Raw genomic sequence first — 23,993 nt, 5'->3', positions numbered from 1 at the left:
GCAGACGACATCTTGGCGTCAATCCAGCGCTTCTGCCAAAGAACCGTCGACGTCCAGCAGAGATGTGGATAGAAACTTCGGAATCAGGACACTAGGATACTTTTCCAGTTCGAAGGAACGGCTCCTGATACGCCCAAAGATGCCTCATCTTTCGTTGCGATTCAGCCCTTGTGAGGCAAGTTATGAATGCAGCGATGAGATCCCGGTCGCCAGAAGCCCACAAGTCAAGACCGCAGACAGGCGCGACGTTGAACGCGATCCGAACCACTTCACCGTCGTAGATGTGGAATAGATAGGCATAGGTCGTCCAGATGAAATTCGTTGCTCAAGTTGCGTCATCCATGTCTCCAGACCGAGGTCCGACCATGTTGCTTATCTCAGGCTTGCTCTTTTGCATTGTGGAGGAACTGCACATATCCCACGGGATGCAGCCGCAGGCCGTTCCCTAAACGCTTGAACAAGCGTCAATACTCGCCGTTGATCGGTCGGATCAGGAACTTCCATTTGCGACCGAGTTTTCTGGCATCATCCACCAAACACATCCTTGGTCAGGAGCGCCGTCATGTTCACGTCAGCCTGGCCGGCGAGGATTTTCTCTTCGTCATCAAGGGGCTCACCATTCCGCGCGAGCAGACTGGCAAAGTGGGCCGCGGCGCGTTGCCAATGGCTCTCAGCTCGGCCGTCCGGCCGCCCCTCGCGCTCCCACATGAAATAGGCGGTCTCGCGGATGGCCTGTTCAGCGGTGTGATCTGGATCGGCCATTTTTGGGGCTCCAGCAAGGACCGGTTCAGCTCCGGCCGCTCCGATCGGGGTGGGACGCTATACGCGACGGCCGGGAGATCGATCGCAGGAGCCTATCGGGCGGTCACTAGGGAATGCAACAGGAAACCCGCGGCGCATCGGCGCACTGCGGCGGCGAGCACATTGCCGGGCGTTATGTTGGACACGCTACTGGATGTGATCGCGGCGCAGCAGCCTTCTGGCTGCCATGGCGGCGCATGGGGAGCTTGTTGGCGCTACCGAATTTTGCCCGGAGGTCGGGCAACGAAGCTGGATGAAGCACTAGGGCCAATCTGAGAGGTGGTGTGGAAGGGAGGTTTCAGGCGGGCGAATAGAGCGCAGAGTGAAAACAAAAACACTGAAATACGCCACTCGGCCGGTAAAGGACGGCCGCAGAAGCTGGGCTATCCGCTTTGCAAATGTACGTTTCCACCGGAAATCGTACTGGTTCAAGCGCGGAAGGGCTGTCTCTGCTACGCTTGCGCTCAACGATACAGGAAGCCCGCCTCCTCGTCCACTAACATCCGAAATTGTATGGATGGTAGTAGCAGTAGCCGGGATGTTCCGGCATAACGACAATGCATCCCGAGAGCGACGCGCCCAAGCCCACGAGAACTAGAACTGCCGCGAGGGGTTTGAGGTGTTTTCTGAGGTTCGACATTTTGCACCTTTTTCCGCTACTCATTGCATCGTCGATTTGAAATGATAGTGCACTCGCGCCGAGTCACCACGCCCGGCAACTGCGGTGACATGATTAGCCTTCGGCGGCACCGACAGCGCCCGGTCGTGGGCGACCACGTCCGGCCTAACCTTGGGGAGGGATCAACTCGTCCAAGGCTGATGACGTCTAACATCGTGCGGTGGATAACGGTGGCACACGGGCATGAAATGGCACGCCTAGCGGGAACGTGTCTCCACTACGCGCCGCCACCGGCGCCTGAGCCTGCGCCACCCGCACCGGAACCGCCAGCACCTGAGCCCCCTGCGCCATTACCGCCGCCAGGCGCAACCGGGGACGCTCCGCTTGAGTTGGTGCTAGGCAGCGTGCCGGTTACGGGGTTCACCGCCGTAGATGACGCTGGAGAGATGCCTGGCGTCGGCGTCGTGACATTGGGCTCTCTGGCGTTTGTTCCCATGTCGCATGCCGCAAGACCGAGGAGGATGGCAGCGGATGCGAGAGTCTTAATGACTGCAGTGGATTTCATTGACCGATTCCTGAAGATTCTATCTACGTGACAAGTAACAGTCTTTCAGGTTCCTACAACGCGCGGGTTGCACGAAGAAGATCACCCTCTAGTTACCGGGTGTAATACCCCTCTGCGAGTGGCCAAAGACCGCAATTTCCGACACACGCTTTCGCCGGGCGAGACTGTCGCCCGGTCCGGAATGTTTGAAACGGGCCTTCATGCCACGCCGTTGCATCTGGCCACGGCTCTGCTCTACAAAATGATGCCGACGCCGCACGGGAAGCAGCCTTATGCCATAGCTGCGTCAAAGCTTCGATCGAAGTTGGGGTCGGTTTGCAAGTTGTGGTCGGAACCAGTTGCCTATTTTTGGGACGCACAACGCCCCCAAGCATCGGACATTTTTCTTTGTCTTCAGCCTTGGCCAAGGCCGCAGGGACCGATGGGGCATCAGGTTCCAGAACAGATCTCTGCCCGGCGCTAAATAAATTAGCTCCTATGGTCACGGAGGTCATCACGGCGGTAGCCGCGGTCGTGGCGGCCATCGTCGCTGTCCTCATCGCACCGGCGGTTGCGACCAGCGGTGCCATCGCGGCAACCGTCATGGCCTCCGTGGGGGAGGCTGTTGCGAGTTCAGGTCGCTTGAGCTCAAAAGGCGCCCTCCCCACAACTGCCTGGCCATCGTATGGAGACTCGCGGTGTCAGCGCGCCGCCTTGGTGATGCCCCGGACCCGGCCGCTTTCCAGCTGCCGGTCGAAACGGCCTTCGAAGGGACCCTCTTTCTCGCAGTAATTTTTGCCCCTCCCGCCGGCCCGCCCTCCGCGTCCTGACGTCACTGCTGCGTATGCAGATCAAAATTGAATGATTGACGTTCGCGGTCCGGGTTGCCCACTGAGTGGTAGGACAAAGAGGCTGTCTATCTCCTCAGCGGCCAAGAGGCTCTCCACTGGCGCAGTCTCTACAGCTTCCAAACTAGCCCTTAGGCGCAGCCTCTGTCGCCGAAGACGAGGCCAGTTTTGTCGCAACTTCACGAGATGCACAGGATCGGGTCTCTCGGCTATCCCGCGGACCCCACGCGTGGCGGCTATTGCCGGCTCCGTTCTTTCAGACCCGAGTGTATTTGAAACATTCGGCGCGGATCATGGGCCTTTCCGCTCGAAGAATTCCCGCCGAATGATGCATCACGCGGATGCCACGTGCGGCGTTTCAGGTTGGTTTTTGGGGTTTGCCCTTGAGCGCCAACCTGGCCGCCTCGCTATCCGCGACGCGTTTTTGAGCAGCGCCTTCCTCTTCGACTGCCTTGTCTCCGGTTAACTTGCCGATAGCTTCCGTAACTGACGCTTTAGCTCGCGCTGCTGCATTTGGTGACCTCTTATCGTTCATTCTAACTCCAATCCCGCGAGCTGGTTCCGAGCTGGCGCCACCACACGGAACTACGATTCAACGCCAGGCCATAATCAAATCCAGAGTATACTACAGCCAACCAAGCACTAAGGGTGAACAACCCAGATCGAAAGACTGCTCTATCGATGAGCCCGGTGTTAGATGCTCAGCTCTTTTTTGTCTTTGGGCTCTTTCCGCCCGTCGAGCCCAGTATGCCCCTTTCTCGCGCCCAAACGACGGCACCGCTTCGATTGTGAACTCCGAGCTTGCCATAGATGGTCCCAACGTGATTGCGAATTGTGCTAAGCGACAATGTCAGCTCCTTGCTGATCTCGGCGTTTGATCTGCCTTGGCTAATGAGGCCGACAATCTCTTGCTCTCGCTTCGTCAGCGCACCGAGAGTCTTATCTTCTTGTGAGCGGGCGGAAGCGGGCCGTTTCGCCCGCAAGAGCTTCTCGATAACGGTGCGGCTGAACCATGTCGTATCATTCATCACAGCTTCGATTGCTTCAAAGAGTTGCGCTTCCGACTGTCGACGCTCGGTAACGTCTTGAATCACGAGAAGGGCACAGTCCTTGCCTTGAATGACGACCTTTTCTGCCGAAACAAGACAATCAAGCACATCAGCCGCGGCCGTTTCGACCGTCATGGCACGTTCTCTCAGACCGTTCGTCCCGTTCAATAGCCTTTCCAAATCGGGCCGTCCGTTTGAAGTATCATTGAGCCCAATCTCTGCAAGCGGTCTATAGGCTACAGCGTTCAGAGGGCGCCCAACGACCTCAAGGAACGCCCTGTTCGCATTGATGACACGGTGTTCTCCGAGGTCGGCCACAATCATAGGGATCGGCGCCAGGTCGAAGGTCTTCTGAAATCGCTGCTCCGTCTGCTTGCGCTCCGTCACATCGATGACAGCGACCATGGTGCGCTGAACCCGGCCCTGTTCATTTAGAACAACCCGCGCTGACACTGACACGTCGACAAGTTCGCCTGTCTTCTTCACGAACTCGTAATCGCAGTCGTCAAAAGACCCTGTTTCTACTGGTTCATTCCCGTGCCTGTCGCTCAGAACCCGTGTCGTTCGCGGAGATAGGAATTCAGTGATGGACCGCCCCAATACCTCGTTTCGCGCATACCCCAAAAGAGCCAGCCACCGATCGCTGACGCTGACAAGCTTTTGATTGCTGTCCAATGAGTGAAGAGGCACAGGCGCTTCATTGTAGAGAGATTCGAAATCCGCTTGGGACTTTGCGCGGGTGAGCCTGAGCTCTTCCTCAACGCCCTTTCGGGGATCAAGATCCATGAAGGTGAACATCATGCAGGGGGCGCCCGCGATTTCGATGGGTTGCCCGGCCACGATGACGGCCTTCTTTCTGCCGTCGGGAAGGTGAAGGCAGGCTTCCGTTTGGGGGACGGATTCCCCTCTTCCCAGACGAGGCCGATACTCGTCCGCCTGCGCACAGTCGGCCAGAACGTCGATGTCGCTTAAGCGACTGCCAATCACGTCGGCGCGCTCGTAACCCGTAAGCTGGAGGAAGCCTTGATTGACCTTTACATATAATTGATCCTCGAGGCGACAAATCAGAGCCGGTGCCGGGTTGACATTGAAGGACGTCTCGAATCGCTCTTCTGCCTCAAAGCGCTCTGTTACATCATGCATAATGAGGACAAGGCATTCTGGGTCGCCTGCCTCGTTTGTCAGCACAAGGCTGCGCACTTGGTGCGTCCATTCGGGATCATCCTTACCAAGGGGCGTCACTTCGACGGTGACATCACGGAAGGTCTCCCCCGCGACCACCCGCTCGATCGGCGTGTGGCCCTTCTTGAGCTTGCGGTTATTCCTATAACGAAGTTTGAAGCGCGCGCGATAGTCATCGACGGTCATTCCGAGTTCCGCGAGGGTATTGACCCCATGCATAGAAAGGGCGGCGTCGTTAGCCCAGGCGATGGACTGATCCGGCTCAATCAGGATAACGCCCTCCGTCAAGCCCGCGACGATTTGCTGCAGCTGACGACGATCGTTGGCGGCGGGAAGTGCTGACACCATTGGTTATTCCGACGAAAAAGTTGGGCGGTCTCATCGCGCCGGGGCGAGCCGAGTACCGTTTATATACTATTGCCTGGAGCTCCGCACGGGTCAAATGACCTAGAGCATCTGATGCAGGAAGCTCTGTTCACAGGCACGTGCCATCGTTAGGAGTGCCACTCACCGACTTTTGCCTGCGATATCGCAGAATAAAACCGCGCTGCTCATAAGGACCATCGGAATGTCTGTTATAGGCTGGCTAGTTTTGGGCCTCATCGCTGGCTTCATTGCAAGCAAGATCGTTAATAAGACAGGCGAAGGGCTGCTGCTGGATATAGTCCTCGGCATCATCGGAGCGGTTGTCGGCGGCTTCTTGTTCTCGCTCCTCGGCGCGGCACCCGTCACGGGCCTTAACATCTACAGTATGGTAGTTGCCGTCATCGGCGCCATCATCGTGCTGGTCATTTACCACGCGACCTTAGGCAGACGTCGGCTCCCACGTTAGGGCCTACGCCACGACTTCGAATTGCGCTGGGTAGCTATCACAGGCGCTCCGCATGGGAGCGGGACGCCACACCCAAGCTTTACATCTCCATGCTGAGGATGGGTCTCATGCTCGACTGGGATGATTTCCGCTTCTTTTTGGCCATCGCACGTCACCGCACCCACTCTGCTGCTGCCAAGGAACTAGGCGTCACGCAGTCGACTGTCGGCCGGCGCCTGGCCTCGTTGCAGGCAAGCCTGGGCGTGCGGCTGCTCCAACGTAGAGATGACCGCTACGTGATGACGATGGCGGGTGAGGTTGTCCTGGAACGTCTGAGTAGAGTTGAAGCGGATCTGGTTTCTATCGAGCACGCGGTTGGCGGTCTGGACGTCCGGCCCGCCGGTCTGGTACGTGTCGCCAGTTCTCAACTCGTAACCAGCCATCTCCTCGCCCCCTGTTTTGCGGACCTGCATAGCCGTGGCAATGCCATCACGATCGAAACACTCCCGCTGGCATTGGGAGAGCCGCTCGCATCGCAAGACGCCGATATCGCCGTTCAGCTTCGCCGCTTTGAGCATCATGACCTTGTTGTGAGAAGCTTAGGGACGGTCGCCTTCGGCTTGTTCGGAAGCCTCGCCTACTTCAAGAGGTGCGGCCTGGATGCCGCAGAAGATTGCGCGGGGCACCAGCTGATCACACTGCTTGACGATCGGGAGCTGTCACAACAGGCGGTCTGGCTATCGCAATTCGGTGAGCGCGGGACTGTGGTCGCTCGCGCTGATAGCCACGAAACACAGCATGCAATGACAGTCTGTGGGGCAGGACTCGCAGTCCTACCGCGCTTTCGAGCGGATGCGGAGCCCTTGCTCCGCCGCCTGACTACGACAGTCCCTATTCCGGATGCTGAGATATTTCTCGCGGTCCACCAGAAAACTCGAGACGTTCCTCGTCTGCGCGTGGTTCTAGACGGCATTGCGAATGCTATCCGAACAAAATCTTCGATACTGAATCCGGGCTGATATCATAAAAGTCGGCTCCTTGGCCGCCAGTAACCAATCTTGAGGTTTGGCAGCATTGATGTTCCGCCTCAACCCTGACCCTTATTTAGGAGACGGTGCGCACCGTCGGTTCGCGTTCCCAAATACGGCCATCGTTGGCCGAACCTCATGCAGAGCCATGTTGGGATAGAAGCTAAATCTTCCGCAAGTCGGTTCAATAATCATCTGAGCGCCATCTTTCACCATCTCCGCCATCGTCCGTCTCTGCTCGTCGGACTGGCTGTCGCGCTCGTAGCAGGCGGGTTCATCCGCACCAGGACCGACATACTTGTCAGTTGGGTTCTTGGTGTTGTCGCCTACGGCTTAGCCTTCTTATCCATAATGACGGTCACCACGATTGACAAGCTCCCGCGTGTCGCTGCGCTCACCGACGAGGGGCGGTGGGGTGTTTTAGTAATCACGATCGTTGCGTCACTTGCTTCCCTCGGCGCTATCGTCGCCGAGCTCGCCCAGGCGCATGGTCGCGCCCATAGCGGATGGATCGAGGCGCTCGCGGTGGCTCCGTCCTGCTGTCTTGGCTCTTCATCCACACGATTCTCGCAACGCATTACGCGCATGGATTTGGCGGGCAATGAGTGGGCTCACGTTCCCCGGGAACGACGAACCGAATTACTCCGAGTTTTTCCATTTCTCCTTTTGTGTAGCTGTAGCGAGCCAGGTGAGCGATGTGTCGACGCAATCTGAAGGTATGCGCAAGCTCGTCTTTGCTCACTCGATGGTCACCTATCTGTTCAATACCGCCGTGATGGCGCTTGGGGTGAACATTGCCGCCTCCCTAGCGGCTTAAGGCCTTTGACGGGCTACAAAGGCTTGAGGAACATTGTCTCTGGTTTTGACGCGGAATGATTGTTGGTTACGTCCGGTGGAAGCTAAAAGTAGCCCTCCGTCTTTTGCGATCACTCGGCGAACGCATAGTAGTCAATTTTGCGGCGTGGCGGTTCGTGGAGGCGACTGAACTTGTGGCTGCCCAGGTGGTGTTGTGGCGGCGCGATGGTGTCGGGAGAAACAACCAAGCTCGTAACATCCAAAAAGAGCCACGGCCCCAACGCCGATTGCGACCTTCGACCCGGTCGACAGGCCGGTGTGCGGCTGGCCAGAAAGCTCTGCCTGCGGCGTTGGTTGAGCCACTTGCCCCGCCGTTCCAACGGTGACTGCAATTCGCTGCGCCTGCTGCGGGCCACCGCCCGCTGGGATGTAGTCTACATTGATCTGGTTTCCCGGCTGGACTGAACCGATATACGCCGCGAAGGTCGCGAGACTTGAGAAGACGTCGCCGTTGACCGCGATGATCTCGTCGCCCGCATGAAAACCTGCCTGTTCCCCAGGAGAGCCTGAACGAACCTGCTTTACTCGAATGAGATCGAAGGTCATGCCACCGTCGGTGATTCGCTGGGCAGCTTCAATATCCATTCCGAGGCCACCATGATTGCGAGGCAGGTCTTGCGCGTCTTGCTGCGACAGAAGACGATAGCCCATTTGATTGTCGGCAAGGGCTGGAAGACACAGGCTTCCGGCAACAAGAGAGGCTGATACGCAGCGAAGGCCGCGCGCAATAGCTTTTCTCATGAGGATACCTTCTTGTGCTGGCTCATTCTGCTGCAGCTTTCTTCGCGCTTGCGCGGCTGATCAGCCGAAAGACGAGCGCCGCGACGACGCCTCCGAGAAGTGGCCCAACGGTATAGAAAAGCCAGACGGGGAAAATTCCAGTGACCAACATTGGGCCCAAGGCGCGCGCTGGATTGCCTGCGCCACCGCTCACTGGGCCCCCGAGCAGCACGCCAGCCGATAGCGCGAAGCCAATGCAGATGGCGGCGATGCCGGGCGGAACGCGCTTGTCCGTTGTCGTCGAGATGACGGTGAAGACCAGGATGAAGGCGATCAAGGCCTCAACCAGGAGCACCTGCAGCCGGCTCGCACCATTGGCTGGAGAGGGAAGTCCAAGATGGGCATGGGCATAGGCGCCATGGCCATAGGCGGCCCAGACGAGCAGGGAAGCCCCAACGGCACCGACCATCTGGGCCCCCCAATAAGGAATGACATTCTTCCAGGAAAACTTGCCGGCCACAGCAAGCCCTAAGGTCACGGCAGGATTCACATGGGCCCCACTAATTTGACCAAGTGATCCTGCTATCGGGATCAGGATCAGACCGAATGAGAGCGCGACCGCCAAGGAATCATAGGCGGGTCCCGCGGTCGCCTTCGATAAGATTGCGGCCGTCGCGACGGCGGTTCCAACGAGCACCAGGAGGAGGGTTCCTACGCACTCGGCAGCGCAGGCGAGCAGAAGGTTTTCGGATGCCGTTTCGGCCGACCCGGGTGCGCTCTCAGCCACCGTCGCCCGTTGAGATGCGGCAGGAGAAACTGTCGACCGCCTTACATTCGTCATTGGACAGGTTCCATGGTGGGCGGAGAGAGTTGGCAGCGCGTCTCGCCCGATACAGCAGTCATGTCCGCATATTGTTCTCCGGCCTGAAGCAAGGTGAGACGGCCCTCGCGGCTGAACGGCACCCCAAAGGGCAGGTTCGTTAACTGCACAACGCCGCTCAAGCGATAAGCAATGGAGCCGGTCTCCAAGGTCGACCCGAGCTGGGCCGCCAAGTTGCGGATGGTTGTTTCTATAGCGATGGGCACGGGGACCGACGTTAAGGCCGGGATGGCGACGGCGGACACTGTGGCACCTTCAGCCACGGGGGCATTGGCGACGGCGATCCTGAACGTAACTCGGTCGAAAGCAATCGGGGCCCGGTTCGGATTCGTAACGCAGAGGGTGACTGAGAGGCTTTGGTTGAAGAGCCCAATACCTGTAAGCGCCACGTTTGCCACGTCCACTTGCGGCGGGCTCTGCGTCAAGACGGCGCAGCCAGCAAGTGCGGTCGTTAAACCCATGCCAAGGCTAGATCCCAGCCGTAAGCGACGCCTCACCCCCGAGCTCCGCGCGCGCTGGCCGCCGGCATGGCTTCTGCCATGGTCACTTTTCTGCGTTCGACCCACATCAGACCGAGATCGTGCCCTCTGGCAGTCGACCGTCGGGCGTCATGGCATGCACCGCGTTGGGCAAGTGCTCGCTGAGCTGCGACAGAAAGTCATTCGGTTGCATGCCGGCTTGGCTTGCCATGCTGTGCACCTGATCATCACCCATGACGTTTTGAAGCTGCTGTGGCGAGACCGGCTGGTTGGGGCCATTGGCGACCCAGGACTGGGCAATATGCCCAAGGCCGGCCTGCTCAAAGCTCGATACGATGCCGCTGAGGCCACCACTCATGCCCTGGCCTTGATTTTGGCCCATACCGCCGCCCAACAGGCTGGTCAGCACACCTGCCATGGGCGATGCGCCGCCACCGGCGCCGCCCATCAGATTGCCGATGACTGAATCGAGAAGTCCCATGACGATGATTCTTTCTGATTATCGATTTCACTACATGCCGCCATTGATGGCGGGCATGAGGTCGTCACGGCTATCGAAGGCTACGGGTCGTCACATGTACGCGGCGCTGGACGGCAATCGCACCTCCGATCGCAGCGCAGATTGCGCCGAGGAGCAGCATGCCGAAGGCAGCGAAGGCCCCCTTGGAAGCCGCTGCGGCGCTAGCATCCGCTGCGTTTTTGGCGTCTTGAACGGCCTGATCGCGCGCCTTTTGCGACTTGGCCTGAGCGTCATCGAACTTCTTAGCGGCTTGGTCGTGGCTGACGTGCATCTGCGCGGCCATTACAGTGATGATCCGCTCCTTCGCCGCCGAGGCGTCGCTCCCGCCCTTGGTAAAGGTTACCAGGTTGGCGGCCACGTCTTTCTGAGCATCCTGCGCACTCATCGTCGTAAGATCAGGATTGGCCGGCTGCAGAAATCCCTGTGCCTGCTGCTGAAGCATCTCAGGCGAGATGCCGGCGGCCTGAGCCATCGGTTTTGCGGCGTCGCTAATTCCAGAGCCTGCGGCCTTCGTCAGGCTGCCGAGCGCTGAGAAGCCGCCGCCAACGATGCCCCCGATCGCCGAACTTAAAAAATAAAGAACCAACAACATCGAGATACCCCAAGCGATGAGGCCGTGGAGCACGCCGTCGAAGCGGTGCTCTATTCCCGCCAGCCAGGCGGCGACGTAACCTCCGAATGCAAGGGCGATACAGCTGCTGACGATCCACCAGATTCCGGCGCCCATACCAAGGCTGCCAGCCGACGGCGTCGTGCCGCCGTTCACGTCAACCTGGCTCAGACCAATGCCACTGCCTAGGAAGCTCAAAAGGAGCTGAACCGTAACCGTCAAGATGACGCCGCCGAATATTGCTGCCCAAGAGATTCGGCGGTGAGTGTGGGACCCACTGCCCACCACAGTCGTCGTCTCGCCGAGGAGATGCGCCCCGGGCGGCGTATAGCTACTAGCAGACATGGCGTCCTCCAGATGTTGAGGCGCCCTTGAGCGCCCCAACATTGATTTGGATGATGATCAGCTTCTCGCAATCGGCTTGTTCAGCCGGTCAGTCGAGAGCCCATCGCCTGGAACGCTTTCGATTTCGACTTCTTCCTTACGAACAGTGTCCCGAACCGTCTCGACGTGGTCGACCGCTTCTTTGCGAAGCGCGACCTCCTCGACGACCCGTGCCGTCTTGCCGACGACCGCTTCTTCACCGGTCTCGGTCATCTCGATGACCTTGTCGGTAAAGGCGGCGTCAGAAACGACGCTACCCGCCGTCACCGGCCGCCGCTCGATCGTGACCTTCTCATCACGCAGTGTGACGTTCTCTTCAACGGCCTTCTCGACGACGTAACGGCGAATGCGAGTGTTTCCCCGGTTAACCATCCGCTTACCGACCGTCAGGCTTTCCTCGGACAAGGAGAGCGTGGCGTCATCAGACGCTAACCCAGCCACCATCGGCTTGGTGGCAGCCGGTGCTGTCCCATAGGTATCGGCCGTCGTGGTCTCGGTGACGCTACTGCGACCCATATGATCATCGACATCGACGGGATCGTGGCGGTCGAGTATCGCCGCGACCCGATCGTAATCCGCATCTGACACCGCGCGAACAGTCACCACAGACCCGCCGGACGTCAGGTTCTCGTCGTAAACGCGTGTGTCATCATACGTCTCGCCACCGAACAGGCTCGCCCAGAAACCCTTGCTCTCGACGGGACGGGTTTCGAGGGATGAAGATTCCCCGAGGTAGCTTCCGCCTTGCATATGACGATCGATGGAGGACGCAGATACGCCGGCGCTCAGGAGTTCCTGCACCGCGCTCTCAGCCTGTGCCTGCGTCTTGTAGATGGCAGCGATTGTTTCTGACATGATCAGCTCTCTTTTGTTGATAGTTCAGTGTCACTTGGGATGGCGTTCACGGACGGCGCAGGATCGGCCTCGCCCGCGAAGAACCGCGTCACGACAGCGGTTTGGTCACGGAGCGAGATCGTTTCTCGATGCGTTTCCGTGACGCGCCGGCGTCGAACATGAATTTCTTCTTTGAGGACAAGGCGCCGCTCGATCACGACGACCTCCACTTCCTCCAGCACAGGCAGGATCGTGACGTCACCCTCGTAGCGAATGGGTGGTGCAAGTTCGACCACCTGGCCAACCGCCACCCGCTCGACTTCGATGACCTCGCGCGTCAGTGGCACTTCAACGACACGCTCACGGGCATGCGTCACGGTCGCAACCCGAACGGTATGTCCTTGCAGCCGCCGCGTGCCGATGACCGCCTCCTCCGCGTGAAGCTGAAGCACGGCTTCTCGCGTGGCCCCTAAGACGTTGAGTGGAGCAGTTGGAACAAAGTCAGTCACGGATGCACCTGAGGCACTAATGTGACGTCCAGATGAACCGGGCTGTGCATCGAATTCGCGACCGGCGACCACAGCACGGCGTGGGACAGTAAGGCGCGTAGCGCCTCGGGTGGTGCCGACGCATTGAGATGTACTTTGACGCGCACAACCTCAAAGCCCACTGGCGCGGGTTCGCGGCCTGGGCCAGTCCAAATTGGACTGACCGCAAGATCTGCTTCCACGTCCAACACCAGCGTTGCGATGGCGATATTGCCGATCGTCGCATTGGCGTGGATGCGCTTAGCGAGGCACGCGCTCAACGTCGCCAGCAGCAGCTCCGATGGCGTTGCGTCAGGCTCCAACCCATCAAGTCCCAGCTCCTGTTCGATCTGCATATCTGGAAGCGACCGAATTCTGGCCGAAACGCGAGTGGCGTGGGACGCGACCGTCCGGCACCGAAGGGTCCGGTCAATCGCCATATGGGCCTTCACCTCACTCGGGAGGCCATCGAGGGGACCACCTTCAGTCATCGAGGCCGGCATCACGCGGGTTTCGAGGTTGAGTGGTCGTGGGCATCCGGCAGGTTTTTGCGGATAGCGTCATCACCCGCCTGAAGGAGATCTCCCACCACCTGCTTCGCATCGGACGCCAGGTCGCCGCTAATGGCGGCATCGACAAGCGCGCCAACCGACTTCTCCCCTGCGAGGCCATGCCCGTGAACACTTGTGGTGCCAGCGTCGATTACCGACTTGGCCACCTCACTCCCTTTGTCTCTGGCATCATGAGCCAGACCAGCCGCAGTCTCCCGCACCTGCCCCGCGACACCCGCAAGGGCTGCCTCCTCAGCTTCCGACTGCGGCAGCAGCACTCCCAGAAGAGCACCTGCGGCCAAGCTGAGCGTGCCCATGAGGGATGGATTGTCTATGACGGCCGCTGCCCAGCGGCTGCCAGCCCGCGTCACTGCCTGACCGCCTGCCGACATGGCGCCTCCTACGCCGCTAGCAGCATCGGAGACAGCCTCTTGAGCCGTTGACCGGTAACCGCTCAAGGCGCCAGCAGAAGACGAGGCCGCGTCGCCAAGTCGATCTCTCGCATCCTGAAGACCGTCGACAAGACTATCTTTGCTGTCATTTAAAAAGCTCTGAATGCGCCCTCCGAAGGACCCATGGGTATCTTGAGGTTGCCGGGCGATACCGATCGCGTAGCCGCGGGCGTCTTCGCGCCTCATCAGATAGGCGTCCTCTGACTCTTCGTTACCGCGGGAGACGCTTTGTTCTGCCATCCGAACTCGCGCCCTCGCGTTGTTGATCTCGTCCCTTCGCGATACAAAGGCCTCATGGGCCCGGTCCCGGCTAACTGGGTCCGATGTGATGACTGAGTTTGACTTTGTGACTGCGGTTCGACCGTTTGTCGCCATCAGCCACACGAGGCCGACGCCAGTGAGCGCCGCCGGCAGAGGGTTTTCTTTGACGCTGTCTAACAAATTACGACCAAAGCCCGCCCCTTCCCTTCCGCGGAAGTAGTGCACCACATCATCGAGCACTTGGCCCGGCGTCATCCGCTCCCGAAGCTGATCTAAATGTCCGCCCAAGCGCGCGCGCGTCGCGTCTAGATCGTGCTCAACGGCGTTGCCTCTGGCAACAACAACATCGGCCATTAAACATGCTCCCTGATGAAATGCGCATCTCTCTGAAGGCTGGACCATGTGCGACTTGGAGCCAGTGCCTTAAGAGACAGGACGGCAACGCCGACACGCGCGAGCACGGCAGCACCCATCAAACTCGCAGCGCCGACGATCAGTAAAGCTGCCCAGACCGGAAGGACGACCGCCAAAGCCGCCGCGATGCCCAGAAAAAACACGATGAGACCAGCGAAGGCGACGAGCGCGCTCCCGACGATAAAAACAACGCCGAGGATGACCTTGCGGATCTTCTGATCGAACTCGATCCGGGCAAGCTTCATCTCGCCCTGGAACAAGTCCTTCAAATCATGAAGAATACCGCCGATGAGGGTGCCGAGACTTGGTCCTGCCTCGAACTGTTCGGCGCTCACTTCGGCGCCTCGGGCGGCCCCGAACTTGGCTCCGTGGACGCTCCCACCACCACAGTCCTTCCGACACGAGCAAGAGCAAACCCTGCAGCGACCGACGTCCCCATGAACAACGCCGGCTGTCGACGGGCGAAACTCTGCAGATTCTCGAAGAGGCTTTTGAAGTCATTAGAACGGAGCGATTTTGCGAGCTTCGTCATTTCCTCAGCACCCCTATCGATCACCAGGGCGAGCCATTCTTCTTTTTCTCGCAGTTCATCTCCCGAGCGATGGAATATGCCAGCCACGCCCTCGAGCCGGTCCGCGATTCCGTCCTTTTGGGTCTCGGCGATCGACACCGCTTGTTTCGCGATGTCAGAACCGAGGTCGTTGGCGCGCCCCTGCGCGTCATGAATTGTCTCTGTCGCCTGAGACAGAGCATCAGCGCCGACGCCCTGAAGAGCATCTCCCGCCATATAAGCCGCGTCTCCAACGGACTTCAGGCTCGTCAGGCTATCGCTGACGTAACCAGTCCTTTCGGATTCAGACATGCTTTCTCCGTCTCTCAAGATGATGAAGATGTTTTCAGCCCAGCCCACGGCTCGTTCCGGCATTGCTGCTACAGGTGGTCCGGGAGACAGAAAGTGCGACAACCATTTTTGCACAGCCCTGTGCAAAAATGGTTGTCGCACGCTCAATCAGATGAGCTATAGGGTCACCGCGCAATGGACGGGTTCTTTCTTGGGGACCCAGCTAGTGCTGCTCGGCACCTACCGGTGTGACCGCGTGAAACCGATCGAGAACGTAAACGGCGGCTAGCAACGGCTGAGTTTGACGCAACTATTTAGGAGCGCGCCCGCCAGGGCCCTGGCTGCGCGACCACCGGTTCATGTCGATCCACATTATATGGACGACCGCAAGAGGAAAGCCATATGCGTCGATTTCTCATAGCAACTCTAATCATGGTTGTCGCCTCAACCGGTGCCTTCGCAGGCGCCCGGTGCCGCGACAGCTCGGAAAGTTCCTGAAGTGCCCTCCGGGCATGAGTAAGGTCGTTCACTGCCGCGATGCCGCGAAGTGCTCCATGCCAGGGGCCAAGCCAGCGTGAGTAGGCTGATCTCATTAGACTGTTCTGCGTGCCTGCGCGGCGCAGTTCCGTCGACCTTACAAGAGGATCGATTCAATTGTCCCTAACAGATCAAGCCGCGGGTTGATCCTTTAGGCGCTCTAAGGGACGAAGGTCACGAGTTGACCCAGTGACATCTTCACGCAAGCGCGAGCACTGATGGACGACGTCCGTTCATTGGGCCAGTTTAGAGGCAATTATGAGTGGCATCCTGATCGTCGAAGACGAAATGCTTCCGGTGCGCGTTGAAGAGGGCTAAGCTCAAGGAGATGTTGCGGCTCTACGACGATTGCAGTCCGTACCTAGACGAAGCGACAAAAGCTTGGGCTAGGCGATTGTCAAACACCGCCATGTTCAGCTCGATGCGCTTGAGGTGAAGGATTAGGTGCGTCAGATACCTGAGGTCGCCATGGTCCTCATCCCCAGCGCGAATCCGGCAGATCGCAACGGCATCAGCTTCGGTCACGATGAGCATCCTGGAGGATGATGACTGAGGCCGAAGCCCCGGCGGTCCCCCATGCCAGACGGCCATTGGTCAAACGGGCGGCTGCACTGTATTGAAAACCTGGAGTGGTGTGGTTTTGCCGAACCGAGAAGTCAAATAGCCATGACCGCCCATTAACGTCCTCCACAACCACGCCACCAAAAAGTAGTTGGTACGACGCTGCGCTTTTAGGTGGGGTCGCGAAGAAGCTTCGCAGTCGAAATTGCCTAACGACTGCTTTCCGGAAGCACCAGGCAAGTGCGCCATGGCGACATTGGGCACGAAGCTACCGGACCGTGTCTTGGCTGATGTCCGTTTCCGGCCGCGGCCCTACGGGGCTGACGGCGGCCGGATTAGGTAGTAAGCGGCGGCCCATGCTATGAGCGACCGGCCCAAGATGACGCCCGAGCAACTTCACATAGCTCGCAAGGAGATCGCACAGCCCGAAACAGGCAACCGCAGACTCCTCGCCCGCCCCAAGTGATGCTTAGATCATGTGCTCCCGCGGGGCCTCTTCCCTTTCATTTGCATCGCAGAAGCGGCCTTCTCATCGTCAGGATTAACCGGTGCCGGAGGCATTCCGCCCATTGGCTCTGGGTTCTCAATGTATTTGAAATCGGGTTCCTCATTCCAAGGACCGCGGGCATCATCGCCCTGCGACAAGTTAAAGACCAGCTTGACCGTATCGTCTGGCGGGACGTTGCCGAAGAATGGATCGTCCAACTTACCCATTTGGTCGAGTGCCTTCATGAACATCTTGGCGTGGGTAATCTCACGAGTCAGCAGATGCACTAGCGTTTTTTTAGTACCCTCATCGTCGCATGCCTTGATGAGAGCTTCGTACGTCTGGCGCGCACCTGCTTCGGCTGAGATATTTGCGCGCAGGTCACGAACCACATTGCCACCTTCTTGAATATAGGCGGCGGTCCAGCAACTGCCTTGGCTATCGAGAAAGTGCGGTCCGCCACCTTTTAGCTTAAACAGAGGTGCATCTTGAACAGGTGTCTGGTCGATTTTGCTCGTATGCTGAGCGATCAGCTTTCCGACCATCTCGAGGTGGCTAAACTCTTCGATGGCGATATCTTGGAGCATGTCGCGGATTGCCGCGTTTTCCACGTGGAACGATTGTACCCAATACTGGAGAGCGGCCGTCAGCTCTCCAGTTGCGCCTCCGAATTGCTCGAGCAGGTATGTGCCGAATTTGGCATCGGGCGTACCCACGTCTACGGCGTGAATGAGTTCTTTGCGATGAAGGAACATGACGTCTCCTTTTAGGGTTGTGCAGCCTGAAGGGCCGCCTTTCGTCCCGATGCCTCAGAACTTGTTGAAGCGAAGCGCTCGATCTCCCCGGTCAGGACTGCAGAAGGAACTTGCCTCGACCATACTCCCAAGGCTAGTACATATACTCGGTAGGGGTATCACGAGATCATGAGGTCGAGTTTTAAAGACGGTCGGCTATATCTGCATCGTACCAGCGAAGAGCGAGCACCCCTACTCCAGCGTCTGGGACGAATTGAGGGGCAGGTCCGAGGCCTACAGCAGATGATCCTACAGGAACGCTATTGTGGGGACGAGCTGCAGCAGGCGCGCGCTATCTTGGCTGCAATGCGTGGTCTGATGCGTCTGCTGATTACACAGCATGTCGGTGAAGGCCTTGACCGTGCGACGGACGGAACTCTTAAAAAAGCCGAGGCGTTGCGCGATATTGAGAAAGTTTTGCTCCCACTTCTTCGCGGCAATTAGATTCATCTCCAGACAACCATTAGAGCGTGATGCATTTAGCTTGAAGCATATCCAGAGTTTTGAAGGTATCGGCCGCATTCCTCTGGTGTGAAGTTATCGAGGAGTTTGCCGGAACGCTTCCACGTGGCGTCAACGGTTCGTTCAGCGGCTTTTCGCATCAGATGCTTGAGCTTGGCGAATACCTGTTCGATAGGGTTCAAGTCTGGGCTGTAAGGTGGCAGAAACACGAGCCTGGCCCCCGCGGCGCGGATCGCGGCTCGCACTGCCGGTCCTTTATGGCTGCCGAGGTTGTCGAGAACGACGATGTCGCGGGGCTTCAAGACCGGCACGAGTTGGTGGTTCACATAAGCTAGGAAGCTATGCGCGTCGATCGGGCCGTCGAACACGCAGGGGGCGCGGGTCGGGTCGCAGCGGAGTGCCGCCACGAAGGTCATTGTTTTCCAATGCCCGTAAGGCACCTTCGCATCGAGCCTCTGACCCCGCGGCCCCCAGCCTCGTAGCGGTGCCATGTTGGTCTTGGTCCAGGTCTCGTCGATGAACATGAGCCGTCGCGGGTCGATGCTGGCTTGATGCTTCTTCCAGAAGGCGCGTTTGCGGGCGATATCAGGCCTGTCTTGCTCGCTTGGCAGCACGCTTTTTTTTGAAGCTGAGGCCCTCGGCATGCACGAAGGCCCACACGGTCCGGCAATCGACCCTCACGCCACGCTCGGCCAGCTCGGCTTGCAGGCCGCGCAGGGTGAACGGCTGATCGCCGGCCGTGCGCGCGATCAACCAATCCCGATTAGACAACAAAACACGCGGCCGATGGCCGTGCATCGGACCAGGCGCAACGCTGCCGGTTCGACGAAAACGTTGTGACCATTTCACAACGCTCGCCACGCTGACCTTCAGAACCGCCGCAACCGAGCGTGTCGTTTCACCAGCCATGACGCGAGCCACCGCGCGATCCCTCAAATCCATAGAGTAGGGTGTAGGCATCACTGCCGACCTCCATCCGGCCGGTCGTTTGAACCAGATTTCCCCCGCCGTGGGAATCCTTCCTTGATTCAAGCCAAAACCATCCTGCTCTAGCATGCTCCGGTCGTGTGCCGGTTGCGATGATCTAACAGGTCCATCTGGGTGATAATGTTCTGCTTCGTATGTCCTTCAACTTGCGTTGCAGTTCCATCAATCTTTGCTGCGCCTTGGGTATTCCGTGATAGCGCTTGGTGCGACCAAGCTCTTGAATAAATCTCTTTTGTTCGGCGATGTCCTGCTTAAGACGAAGCAACTGCGACTGCAAACTACTGACTTGCATCTGAGACCTCAGGAGACTTGGCCAACGCGCGACCGATGTTTCCTCGGAAGCACGTAGTTCGTCGAGCGCGGCCGGCAATATACGACTTGTTAGCCCTTTCTTGTATCGTTAAATGCGGCTGGTCCTAACTCAACGCTACCGGAGACCTTTCGTCCTCCCGTGGGGAATGCTGATTGAAGAGGGAGACCTCAGAGAAGACTACGTCGTCGCCAATCGGGACGAGGTCGCTCACGAGTATGCCGCCACGCAACGCCGGCTACACGGATTCGTCGCAGCCAAGGTCTCGATGCAACGGGCATTGGTCGACAGCGCTGACAGAGAGAACGGGAAGCCTATAGCGGCACGATTACCGTGCCCAAGCCGTGAAAACCGGCCGACGCCACAAACGGAGCTATCGCAATGACCGCGGGGGAACGTCGAATCCTGGAGGTCCTGAAGGACGCCGAGCAAGGCGTGATCGAGGGCAAGGCATCTTCGACGCCTCAGCCCTCGAGCTTCTGCTGCTACGCGAGGTGATTGTCAGGCCGGCATCGACGGGCTCCAGCGGGTAGTGACCTACGCGGCATACGCGCTGCAACACCTGCCGTAGGACCCGCAGACCCGCGTCGCCGCCGTCAAGGATCACCTGGAGAATCTGCGGCACTTCTGCTCATGGTCGGCGCTGTCGCTGACCAACTCCTACTAGACGGTAACGGCGACCGTTCGAGACCCGGCGAGTAAAGAACCCGCATTTGTGGCTCCAATGCCTATCCTGCCATCCGTTTTCGTAATTAAGCGATCGCCAGTGATCGCTTCGCTGAGGCGATTGCGGTTCCCATTGGGCATCGCTCCAATCGCTTAGGATCACTCGATTGCAATAATTGCCGAGTGTTGTAGGTACGCTAATCATGATCGAGGTTCGGCGCCCGGGTTCACAAGCGCAAGGAGGAACCGCGGCTGTTCCGGGCGCCGAAGGCCTGTAGGCCGGGTGAGCGACCAGTCACAGCCGCCTCCCCAATTGCGGAACGACGGGCACCCCAGCCGCCGCGGCCCGCGCCGGATAACCACCAAGAAAAAGATCACCGAACGCATGGCGCCGCAAATAGTTAAGCCGTCGCTGCGCAAGGTGGTAGGGCCGATCGTGGATCATGTGGCAACGCTGGCACATGCTCTTTAGATTCCGCCACCCATTTCGAGCCGGATCATGGTTCAGATGTGCCGCCGCCAGGATGACTCTGGTGGTTCGGAAGCCGACGGCTTCGATCAGGTCCGGCCATCGGCACGGTCGCCCCTGCCCCGTCCGCCAGGTCTGCATTTGCGGATCATACCAGCGCCCGTCGGGAAGGCATCGCACGACGAGGCCGTGAGGGCGGCGACAAACCTGGCAGCGACCCTCTGCCCGCTCAAAACGAACGACACGGCTCACCTCGGCCCAATTGGCTGGGTAGAGATCGCGAAGGTCATGGCGGATCGGCATTGGCGCAGGTTAATCGATAGGTTCCGCGCCGGGCAACACCCTGTGCTTGCCCAGGAGGCGCTTCAATCAATCGGTCGCAAACAAAGCGAAAACAACGATGCCAAGACGCTTCAAATGCTCAGCGGCATCCGGAAGGTGAAGCGGGTCTCAGCGGGGGTCGAGCTGACCGTGAGCGTCCCGCCGTGCGCGCGCGCAATCTCTGAGGCAATATAGAGACCGAGACCCAGCCCTTCTTTGCTCGGTGTTACTGAGGCCCTGAAGAATGGCTGAAACAGACTGCCCAGAGCTTCTGGTGGAATTGGCCGGCCAGAGTTCGCTACAGACAATTCGAAAACTCTGCCTCCCGCTACCGCCTGTACGCGGATCGGCTTATCGGCGGCGCCGTGGGTGAGGGCGTTTGCAAGCAGGTTCGATAAAAGCTGAGAAATGCGTACATGGTCGCATTCGACCGGTTGACTCAGGCTCAGCTCGACGCTGACTTCACGCTCAGGGTGACCCACCTGTAATTCCTGGATAACCTGCGACAGCATCGGTTCGACAGGATCAGCGCGGTTGATCGTCAACATCAGCCCGCCTCCAAGCCTGCCGCGGGCGAAGTCTAGGATGTTGTCGATCAAGCCGGTCATACGGGACGCGCTCTGATCGATCTGTTCCACCAGTTCAAGTGCGCGTTCAGGGCGGCGGCGAATCAAATCTACCCCAGCCCTCACCGAGGCAAGGGGGTTTCGGAGATCGTGGCCCAGAACGGCAATAAACTGCTCCCGCAAATGAGCAACCGCTCTCTCGTCCGTCAGCTCCGCTTCGACGGCGCTCAATCGCTGATCAGCATGAAGGTGAAAGGCGATCAGCTCCGCGAACAGCTTGATTGATCCCATCACCTCGGGCGTCTTGACGTTCTTGGGCTTTGGATCGATCGCGCACAGGGTTCCAAAGAAGGACCCGTCGGGCATGCTGATCGGCATCGAAATATAGCTTTGAAAGCCGTATCTCGCGGGCGTCGGATGATTGGCGTACACTTCGTCGTCGGCCACGCTATCGATGACAACTGGCCCGCGATGTTCCCGCATCTCGTTGCAGATGGTCGTCTCGATCGCCAGCTCCATCCCCGGCTCGAGCCCGAAACTAATATCGTCGCGAACGCTGCACGCGATCCAGCGCTCATCGGTGACACGGGCAACGGCCGCAAACCCCATGCCGGTCATCTGGCATACAACATCGAGGATGGTCGGCACGACCGATAGCCGTCGAACAGCCTCAACGTCTGCCTGAAGGTCGGAGGCTGGCTCGCCCGGCGTCATTCTCCAGCTTTAGCTGAAAAGCGGAGACCCGTCACGTTGCCGCGGGTAGCCCTAAAGGAGGCCAGTCATGTCCTGCACGTGATCTAACAGGTGGTTAAGCTTGTAAGATTTCGAGAGAAACCGACCGCCATGCGGCAGGTCCAATATGCTGATGACAGCCTGTCCGGAGGTGACGAGCAAACCGACCCACGGCCAGTTGGCTTAGGTGTGGTGCGCGAGCTGAAGTCCGTTCATGTCGCCAGGCATATGCACATCCGTGAACAGGATATGGACGCCTCTGGCTTGCGCCTCCAGTATCGAGATGGCGTCCGCGGCATGCTCGGCCTCCAGGACGACAAACCCGGCGTCGGTCAGCGCCTCGGCCGCCATCATCCGAATCAATTCTTCGTCTTCGGCGACAATAACGACTTTGGGTTCAATCTTCATGCCCAGCAGTTGGGTGCCGTGGTGGCCAAGCGCTATCCGATGAACGAAGATGTGTCAACGGCGGCAGGGGCACGCCCTTGAAACGCCGGATAGGGTCGAAAAGGCTATGTCGTCACCCTAGCCCGTGGAGGCACGGCGCCTTTCCACCGCGACGGCCGGCGCAACAGGCGCGTCGGATGCAAGAGGCTTCCTTGGCTTTACCGCCAACGCGTAAGGCAGCAGAATCCGGTTGGTCGAGTACAACCTCAGCCGGCGCCTTGTCCTGGCGCGAACCCGTAATAAACGGGATGGCGCATCCTGCCCTCCCCGACCATGCGGTGAAGCTGACTTCGACCACCAGCTCGGGCCGGACCCAGCGGATGGAACGATCTAGCTTCGCACCAGCAATCAGGGTAGTTGCCGGCGGCGGTCAGGCGAGTGCTTCTAACGGCGCGCGCCAGCCTTTCAACTCCTGATCGGTAAATCCGGCGCCGACCGATCCGGCATAACTGAGCCGTCGCGCCGCATCGTAATATCCGAGCGCAGCCCGCCGATGCCCTGACGCGCCCCGCCCGGCGGCTTCCATCCGAGAACAATGAACTCCTTCCTGGCCTCACACTTCACCTTCAGCCAGCTTGGGTCGTCCCGCGATAGGTAAGTCAGCGCCTTTGACGACAATGCCCTCGATTTTCAAGCGCTGCGCTCGGCATAGAGGATTGCCGCATCGCCTTCGAGGTGAGCGGTATATCGGAGGTGATCGCTCCAGGCAGGAATAGTTTAACAGAGCTCCGCCTTACCCTCGGACGCGGCCGCATCAGGGCAAGCCGGACATTGCTGGCAGTGATTGCCGAGGACGTCGGCTGTCGGCCAGCTCACGATGGAGCTGGACCTGGTCAAAAAACACCGCGGCCGTTGACCGCGAACGGCAACGAGACGTCCTCCATCATCACCGGCCCGAGGCTTGCTCCATCAGACGAGGATGCAAAGCAATGACTCTGCCTCGAAGCACTTTCTATTATCGCCGCTCTTCGAAAAGCACGACAATCTCTGACGCCGAACTCGTGGAGCTGATCCAAGAGATCCAAGCTGAATTTGAATGTTATGGCTATCGGAGGGTCACCTATGAACTTCATCGACGGGGCCATCGCTTGGATCATAAGCGAGTAGCCCGAATCATGAAGACCAATAGCTTGAGTATCAAGCCACGCAGATGCTACGTTCGAACGACAAATAGCAACCATGATTCGCCGATCTACCCGAACTTATACTGCAATCGCATCGCGGGGTGATCTATGGGCCGCAGAAGGAGGGCGCTGCGAAGTAGTGAGCCATCTGCGTGCAGTCGAGCGTGGGTTAAGCGCTTAATGCCCTCTCACCAGGTTGCTATGCTTTCGGTGATTGTGACGATCTAGGTGTATCGTCCCGCGTTTTGATGGTGCATTCTTTACCCGTGAGTGGAAGGAAGCGCTATGGGCCAGGTTCTCCACGGGAGCGCCACCACGAC

The 23,993-nt window shown here is 58.8% G+C and carries 23 protein-coding genes and 2 pseudogenes; 6 read left to right on the top strand and 19 right to left on the bottom strand.

Annotation, left to right across the window (positions count from 1 at the left end; all coding sequences use genetic code 11):
* Positions 1–525 precede the first annotated feature (525 nt).
* From GSQ83_RS18445 to GSQ83_RS18435, 3 genes are all read right to left on the bottom strand, one after another.
* Positions 526–762: a DUF2934 domain-containing protein gene (locus tag GSQ83_RS18445; protein WP_158804363.1), complete on the bottom strand. Its 237-nt coding sequence runs from the start codon at positions 760–762 to the stop codon at positions 526–528.
* Between the two features lie 2,408 nt (positions 763–3,170).
* Positions 3,171–3,347: a CsbD family protein gene (locus tag GSQ83_RS18440; protein ID WP_158804362.1), complete on the bottom strand. Its 177-nt coding sequence runs from the start codon at positions 3,345–3,347 to the stop codon at positions 3,171–3,173.
* A 166-nt stretch (positions 3,348–3,513) separates the two neighbouring features.
* The gene (locus GSQ83_RS18435; protein WP_158804361.1) at positions 3,514–5,391 is read right to left on the bottom strand and encodes a PAS domain S-box protein; all 1,878 of its coding nucleotides are present in this window, start codon (positions 5,389–5,391) and stop codon (positions 3,514–3,516) included.
* 220 nt (positions 5,392–5,611) lie between these two features.
* Here GSQ83_RS18435 and GSQ83_RS18430 point away from each other — a divergent pair, with 220 nt between their 5' ends.
* The 4 genes and pseudogenes from GSQ83_RS18430 to GSQ83_RS30635 all read left to right on the top strand — a co-directional run bounded on the left by GSQ83_RS18430 (position 5,612) and on the right by GSQ83_RS30635 (position 7,699).
* Positions 5,612–5,875, top strand: a complete 264-nt coding sequence (locus GSQ83_RS18430) for a GlsB/YeaQ/YmgE family stress response membrane protein (protein ID WP_158804360.1) — start codon at positions 5,612–5,614, stop codon at positions 5,873–5,875.
* A gap of 107 nt (positions 5,876–5,982) precedes the next feature.
* A complete protein-coding gene (locus GSQ83_RS18425; protein WP_158804359.1) occupies positions 5,983–6,873 on the top strand; it encodes a LysR family transcriptional regulator in 891 nt (296 codons plus the stop codon).
* A 147-nt stretch (positions 6,874–7,020) separates the two neighbouring features.
* A pseudogene (locus GSQ83_RS31415) lies at positions 7,021–7,338 on the top strand (hypothetical protein); the annotation flags it as partial.
* Positions 7,339–7,483: 145 nt separating this feature from the next.
* Positions 7,484–7,699 (top strand): DUF1345 domain-containing protein, encoded by a 216-nt coding sequence (locus tag GSQ83_RS30635; RefSeq protein ID WP_158804357.1) that lies wholly within the window; start codon positions 7,484–7,486, stop codon positions 7,697–7,699.
* A 131-nt stretch (positions 7,700–7,830) separates the two neighbouring features.
* Here the strand turns inward: GSQ83_RS30635 and GSQ83_RS18410 are convergent, their stop codons facing one another.
* From GSQ83_RS18410 to GSQ83_RS18355, 13 genes and pseudogenes are all read right to left on the bottom strand, one after another.
* Positions 7,831–8,478: a PDZ domain-containing protein gene (locus GSQ83_RS18410; RefSeq protein ID WP_158804356.1), complete on the bottom strand. Its 648-nt coding sequence runs from the start codon at positions 8,476–8,478 to the stop codon at positions 7,831–7,833.
* A gap of 22 nt (positions 8,479–8,500) precedes the next feature.
* Positions 8,501–9,298, bottom strand: coding sequence for an MIP/aquaporin family protein (locus tag GSQ83_RS18405; protein WP_158804355.1), 798 nt, complete (start codon positions 9,296–9,298; stop codon positions 8,501–8,503).
* Positions 9,295–9,798, bottom strand: coding sequence for an LEA type 2 family protein (locus GSQ83_RS18400; protein WP_158804354.1), 504 nt, complete (start codon positions 9,796–9,798; stop codon positions 9,295–9,297). Before GSQ83_RS18400 ends, GSQ83_RS18405 begins: the two co-directional genes overlap by 4 nt.
* 106 nt (positions 9,799–9,904) lie before the next feature.
* Positions 9,905–10,297: a YidB family protein gene (locus GSQ83_RS18395; RefSeq protein WP_158804353.1), complete on the bottom strand. Its 393-nt coding sequence runs from the start codon at positions 10,295–10,297 to the stop codon at positions 9,905–9,907.
* Positions 10,298–10,367: 70 nt separating this feature from the next.
* Positions 10,368–11,291, bottom strand: coding sequence for a hypothetical protein (locus GSQ83_RS18390; protein WP_158804352.1), 924 nt, complete (start codon positions 11,289–11,291; stop codon positions 10,368–10,370).
* A 57-nt stretch (positions 11,292–11,348) separates the two neighbouring features.
* Positions 11,349–12,185 carry a YsnF/AvaK domain-containing protein gene (locus GSQ83_RS18385; RefSeq protein WP_158804351.1) on the bottom strand — a complete coding sequence of 279 codons (837 nt, stop codon included), beginning with the start codon at positions 12,183–12,185 and terminating at the stop codon, positions 11,349–11,351.
* 2 nt (positions 12,186–12,187) lie between these two features.
* Positions 12,188–12,673: a DUF2382 domain-containing protein gene (locus GSQ83_RS18380; protein ID WP_158804350.1), complete on the bottom strand. Its 486-nt coding sequence runs from the start codon at positions 12,671–12,673 to the stop codon at positions 12,188–12,190.
* A complete protein-coding gene (locus GSQ83_RS18375; RefSeq protein WP_158804349.1) occupies positions 12,670–13,047 on the bottom strand; it encodes an OsmC family protein in 378 nt (125 codons plus the stop codon). Before GSQ83_RS18375 ends, GSQ83_RS18380 begins: the two co-directional genes overlap by 4 nt.
* Before the next feature lie 146 nt (positions 13,048–13,193).
* Positions 13,194–13,634, bottom strand: coding sequence for a hypothetical protein (locus GSQ83_RS30630; RefSeq protein WP_254065776.1), 441 nt, complete (start codon positions 13,632–13,634; stop codon positions 13,194–13,196).
* Between the two features lie 537 nt (positions 13,635–14,171).
* Positions 14,172–14,309: pseudogene (locus GSQ83_RS31410) on the bottom strand (DUF3618 domain-containing protein); the annotation flags it as partial.
* Positions 14,309–14,704, bottom strand: a complete 396-nt coding sequence (locus GSQ83_RS18365) for a phage holin family protein (protein ID WP_158804347.1) — start codon at positions 14,702–14,704, stop codon at positions 14,309–14,311. The gene GSQ83_RS18365 and the pseudogene GSQ83_RS31410, both read right to left, overlap by 1 nt.
* Positions 14,701–15,279 carry a hypothetical protein gene (locus GSQ83_RS18360; protein ID WP_158804346.1) on the bottom strand — a complete coding sequence of 193 codons (579 nt, stop codon included), beginning with the start codon at positions 15,277–15,279 and terminating at the stop codon, positions 14,701–14,703. The genes GSQ83_RS18365 and GSQ83_RS18360 overlap by 4 nt, the downstream gene beginning before the upstream one ends.
* Before the next feature lie 1,503 nt (positions 15,280–16,782).
* Positions 16,783–17,550 carry a manganese catalase family protein gene (locus GSQ83_RS18355; protein ID WP_158804345.1) on the bottom strand — a complete coding sequence of 256 codons (768 nt, stop codon included), beginning with the start codon at positions 17,548–17,550 and terminating at the stop codon, positions 16,783–16,785.
* 282 nt (positions 17,551–17,832) lie between these two features.
* Between GSQ83_RS18355 and GSQ83_RS31405 the strand changes: the two genes are divergently transcribed.
* On the top strand, positions 17,833–18,033 hold the full coding sequence (locus GSQ83_RS31405) for a metal-sensing transcriptional repressor (protein ID WP_254065775.1): 201 nt from the start codon (positions 17,833–17,835) through the stop codon (positions 18,031–18,033).
* 35 nt (positions 18,034–18,068) lie between these two features.
* On the opposite strand, the gene GSQ83_RS18345 is transcribed toward GSQ83_RS31405, so the two are convergent.
* The 3 genes from GSQ83_RS18345 to GSQ83_RS31400 all read right to left on the bottom strand — a co-directional run bounded on the left by GSQ83_RS18345 (position 18,069) and on the right by GSQ83_RS31400 (position 22,453).
* A protein-coding gene (locus GSQ83_RS18345) for an IS630 family transposase (protein WP_158804343.1) occupies positions 18,069–19,011 on the bottom strand; the annotation gives its coding sequence in 2 pieces (ribosomal slippage) (positions 18,069–18,674 and positions 18,676–19,011; 942 coding nt in all).
* Between the two features lie 1,885 nt (positions 19,012–20,896).
* Positions 20,897–22,084, bottom strand: coding sequence for a GAF domain-containing sensor histidine kinase (locus GSQ83_RS18340; RefSeq protein WP_158804342.1), 1,188 nt, complete (start codon positions 22,082–22,084; stop codon positions 20,897–20,899).
* A 201-nt stretch (positions 22,085–22,285) separates the two neighbouring features.
* Positions 22,286–22,453: a response regulator gene (locus tag GSQ83_RS31400; RefSeq protein ID WP_371418039.1), complete on the bottom strand. Its 168-nt coding sequence runs from the start codon at positions 22,451–22,453 to the stop codon at positions 22,286–22,288.
* 1,025 nt (positions 22,454–23,478) lie between these two features.
* On the opposite strand from GSQ83_RS31400, the gene GSQ83_RS31395 reads away from it, so the two are divergent.
* The gene (locus GSQ83_RS31395; RefSeq protein WP_158804341.1) at positions 23,479–23,778 is read left to right on the top strand and encodes an IS3 family transposase; all 300 of its coding nucleotides are present in this window, start codon (positions 23,479–23,481) and stop codon (positions 23,776–23,778) included.
* Positions 23,779–23,993 lie beyond the last annotated feature (215 nt).

Origin of the sequence: Acidisoma sp. L85, from assembly GCF_009765865.1 — a bacterium.
Classification (GTDB): Bacteria; Pseudomonadota; Alphaproteobacteria; order Acetobacterales; family Acetobacteraceae; genus Acidisoma.
Note: the sequence above shows the minus strand (reverse complement) of the source record. Positions and strands in the feature narration are given on the sequence as shown.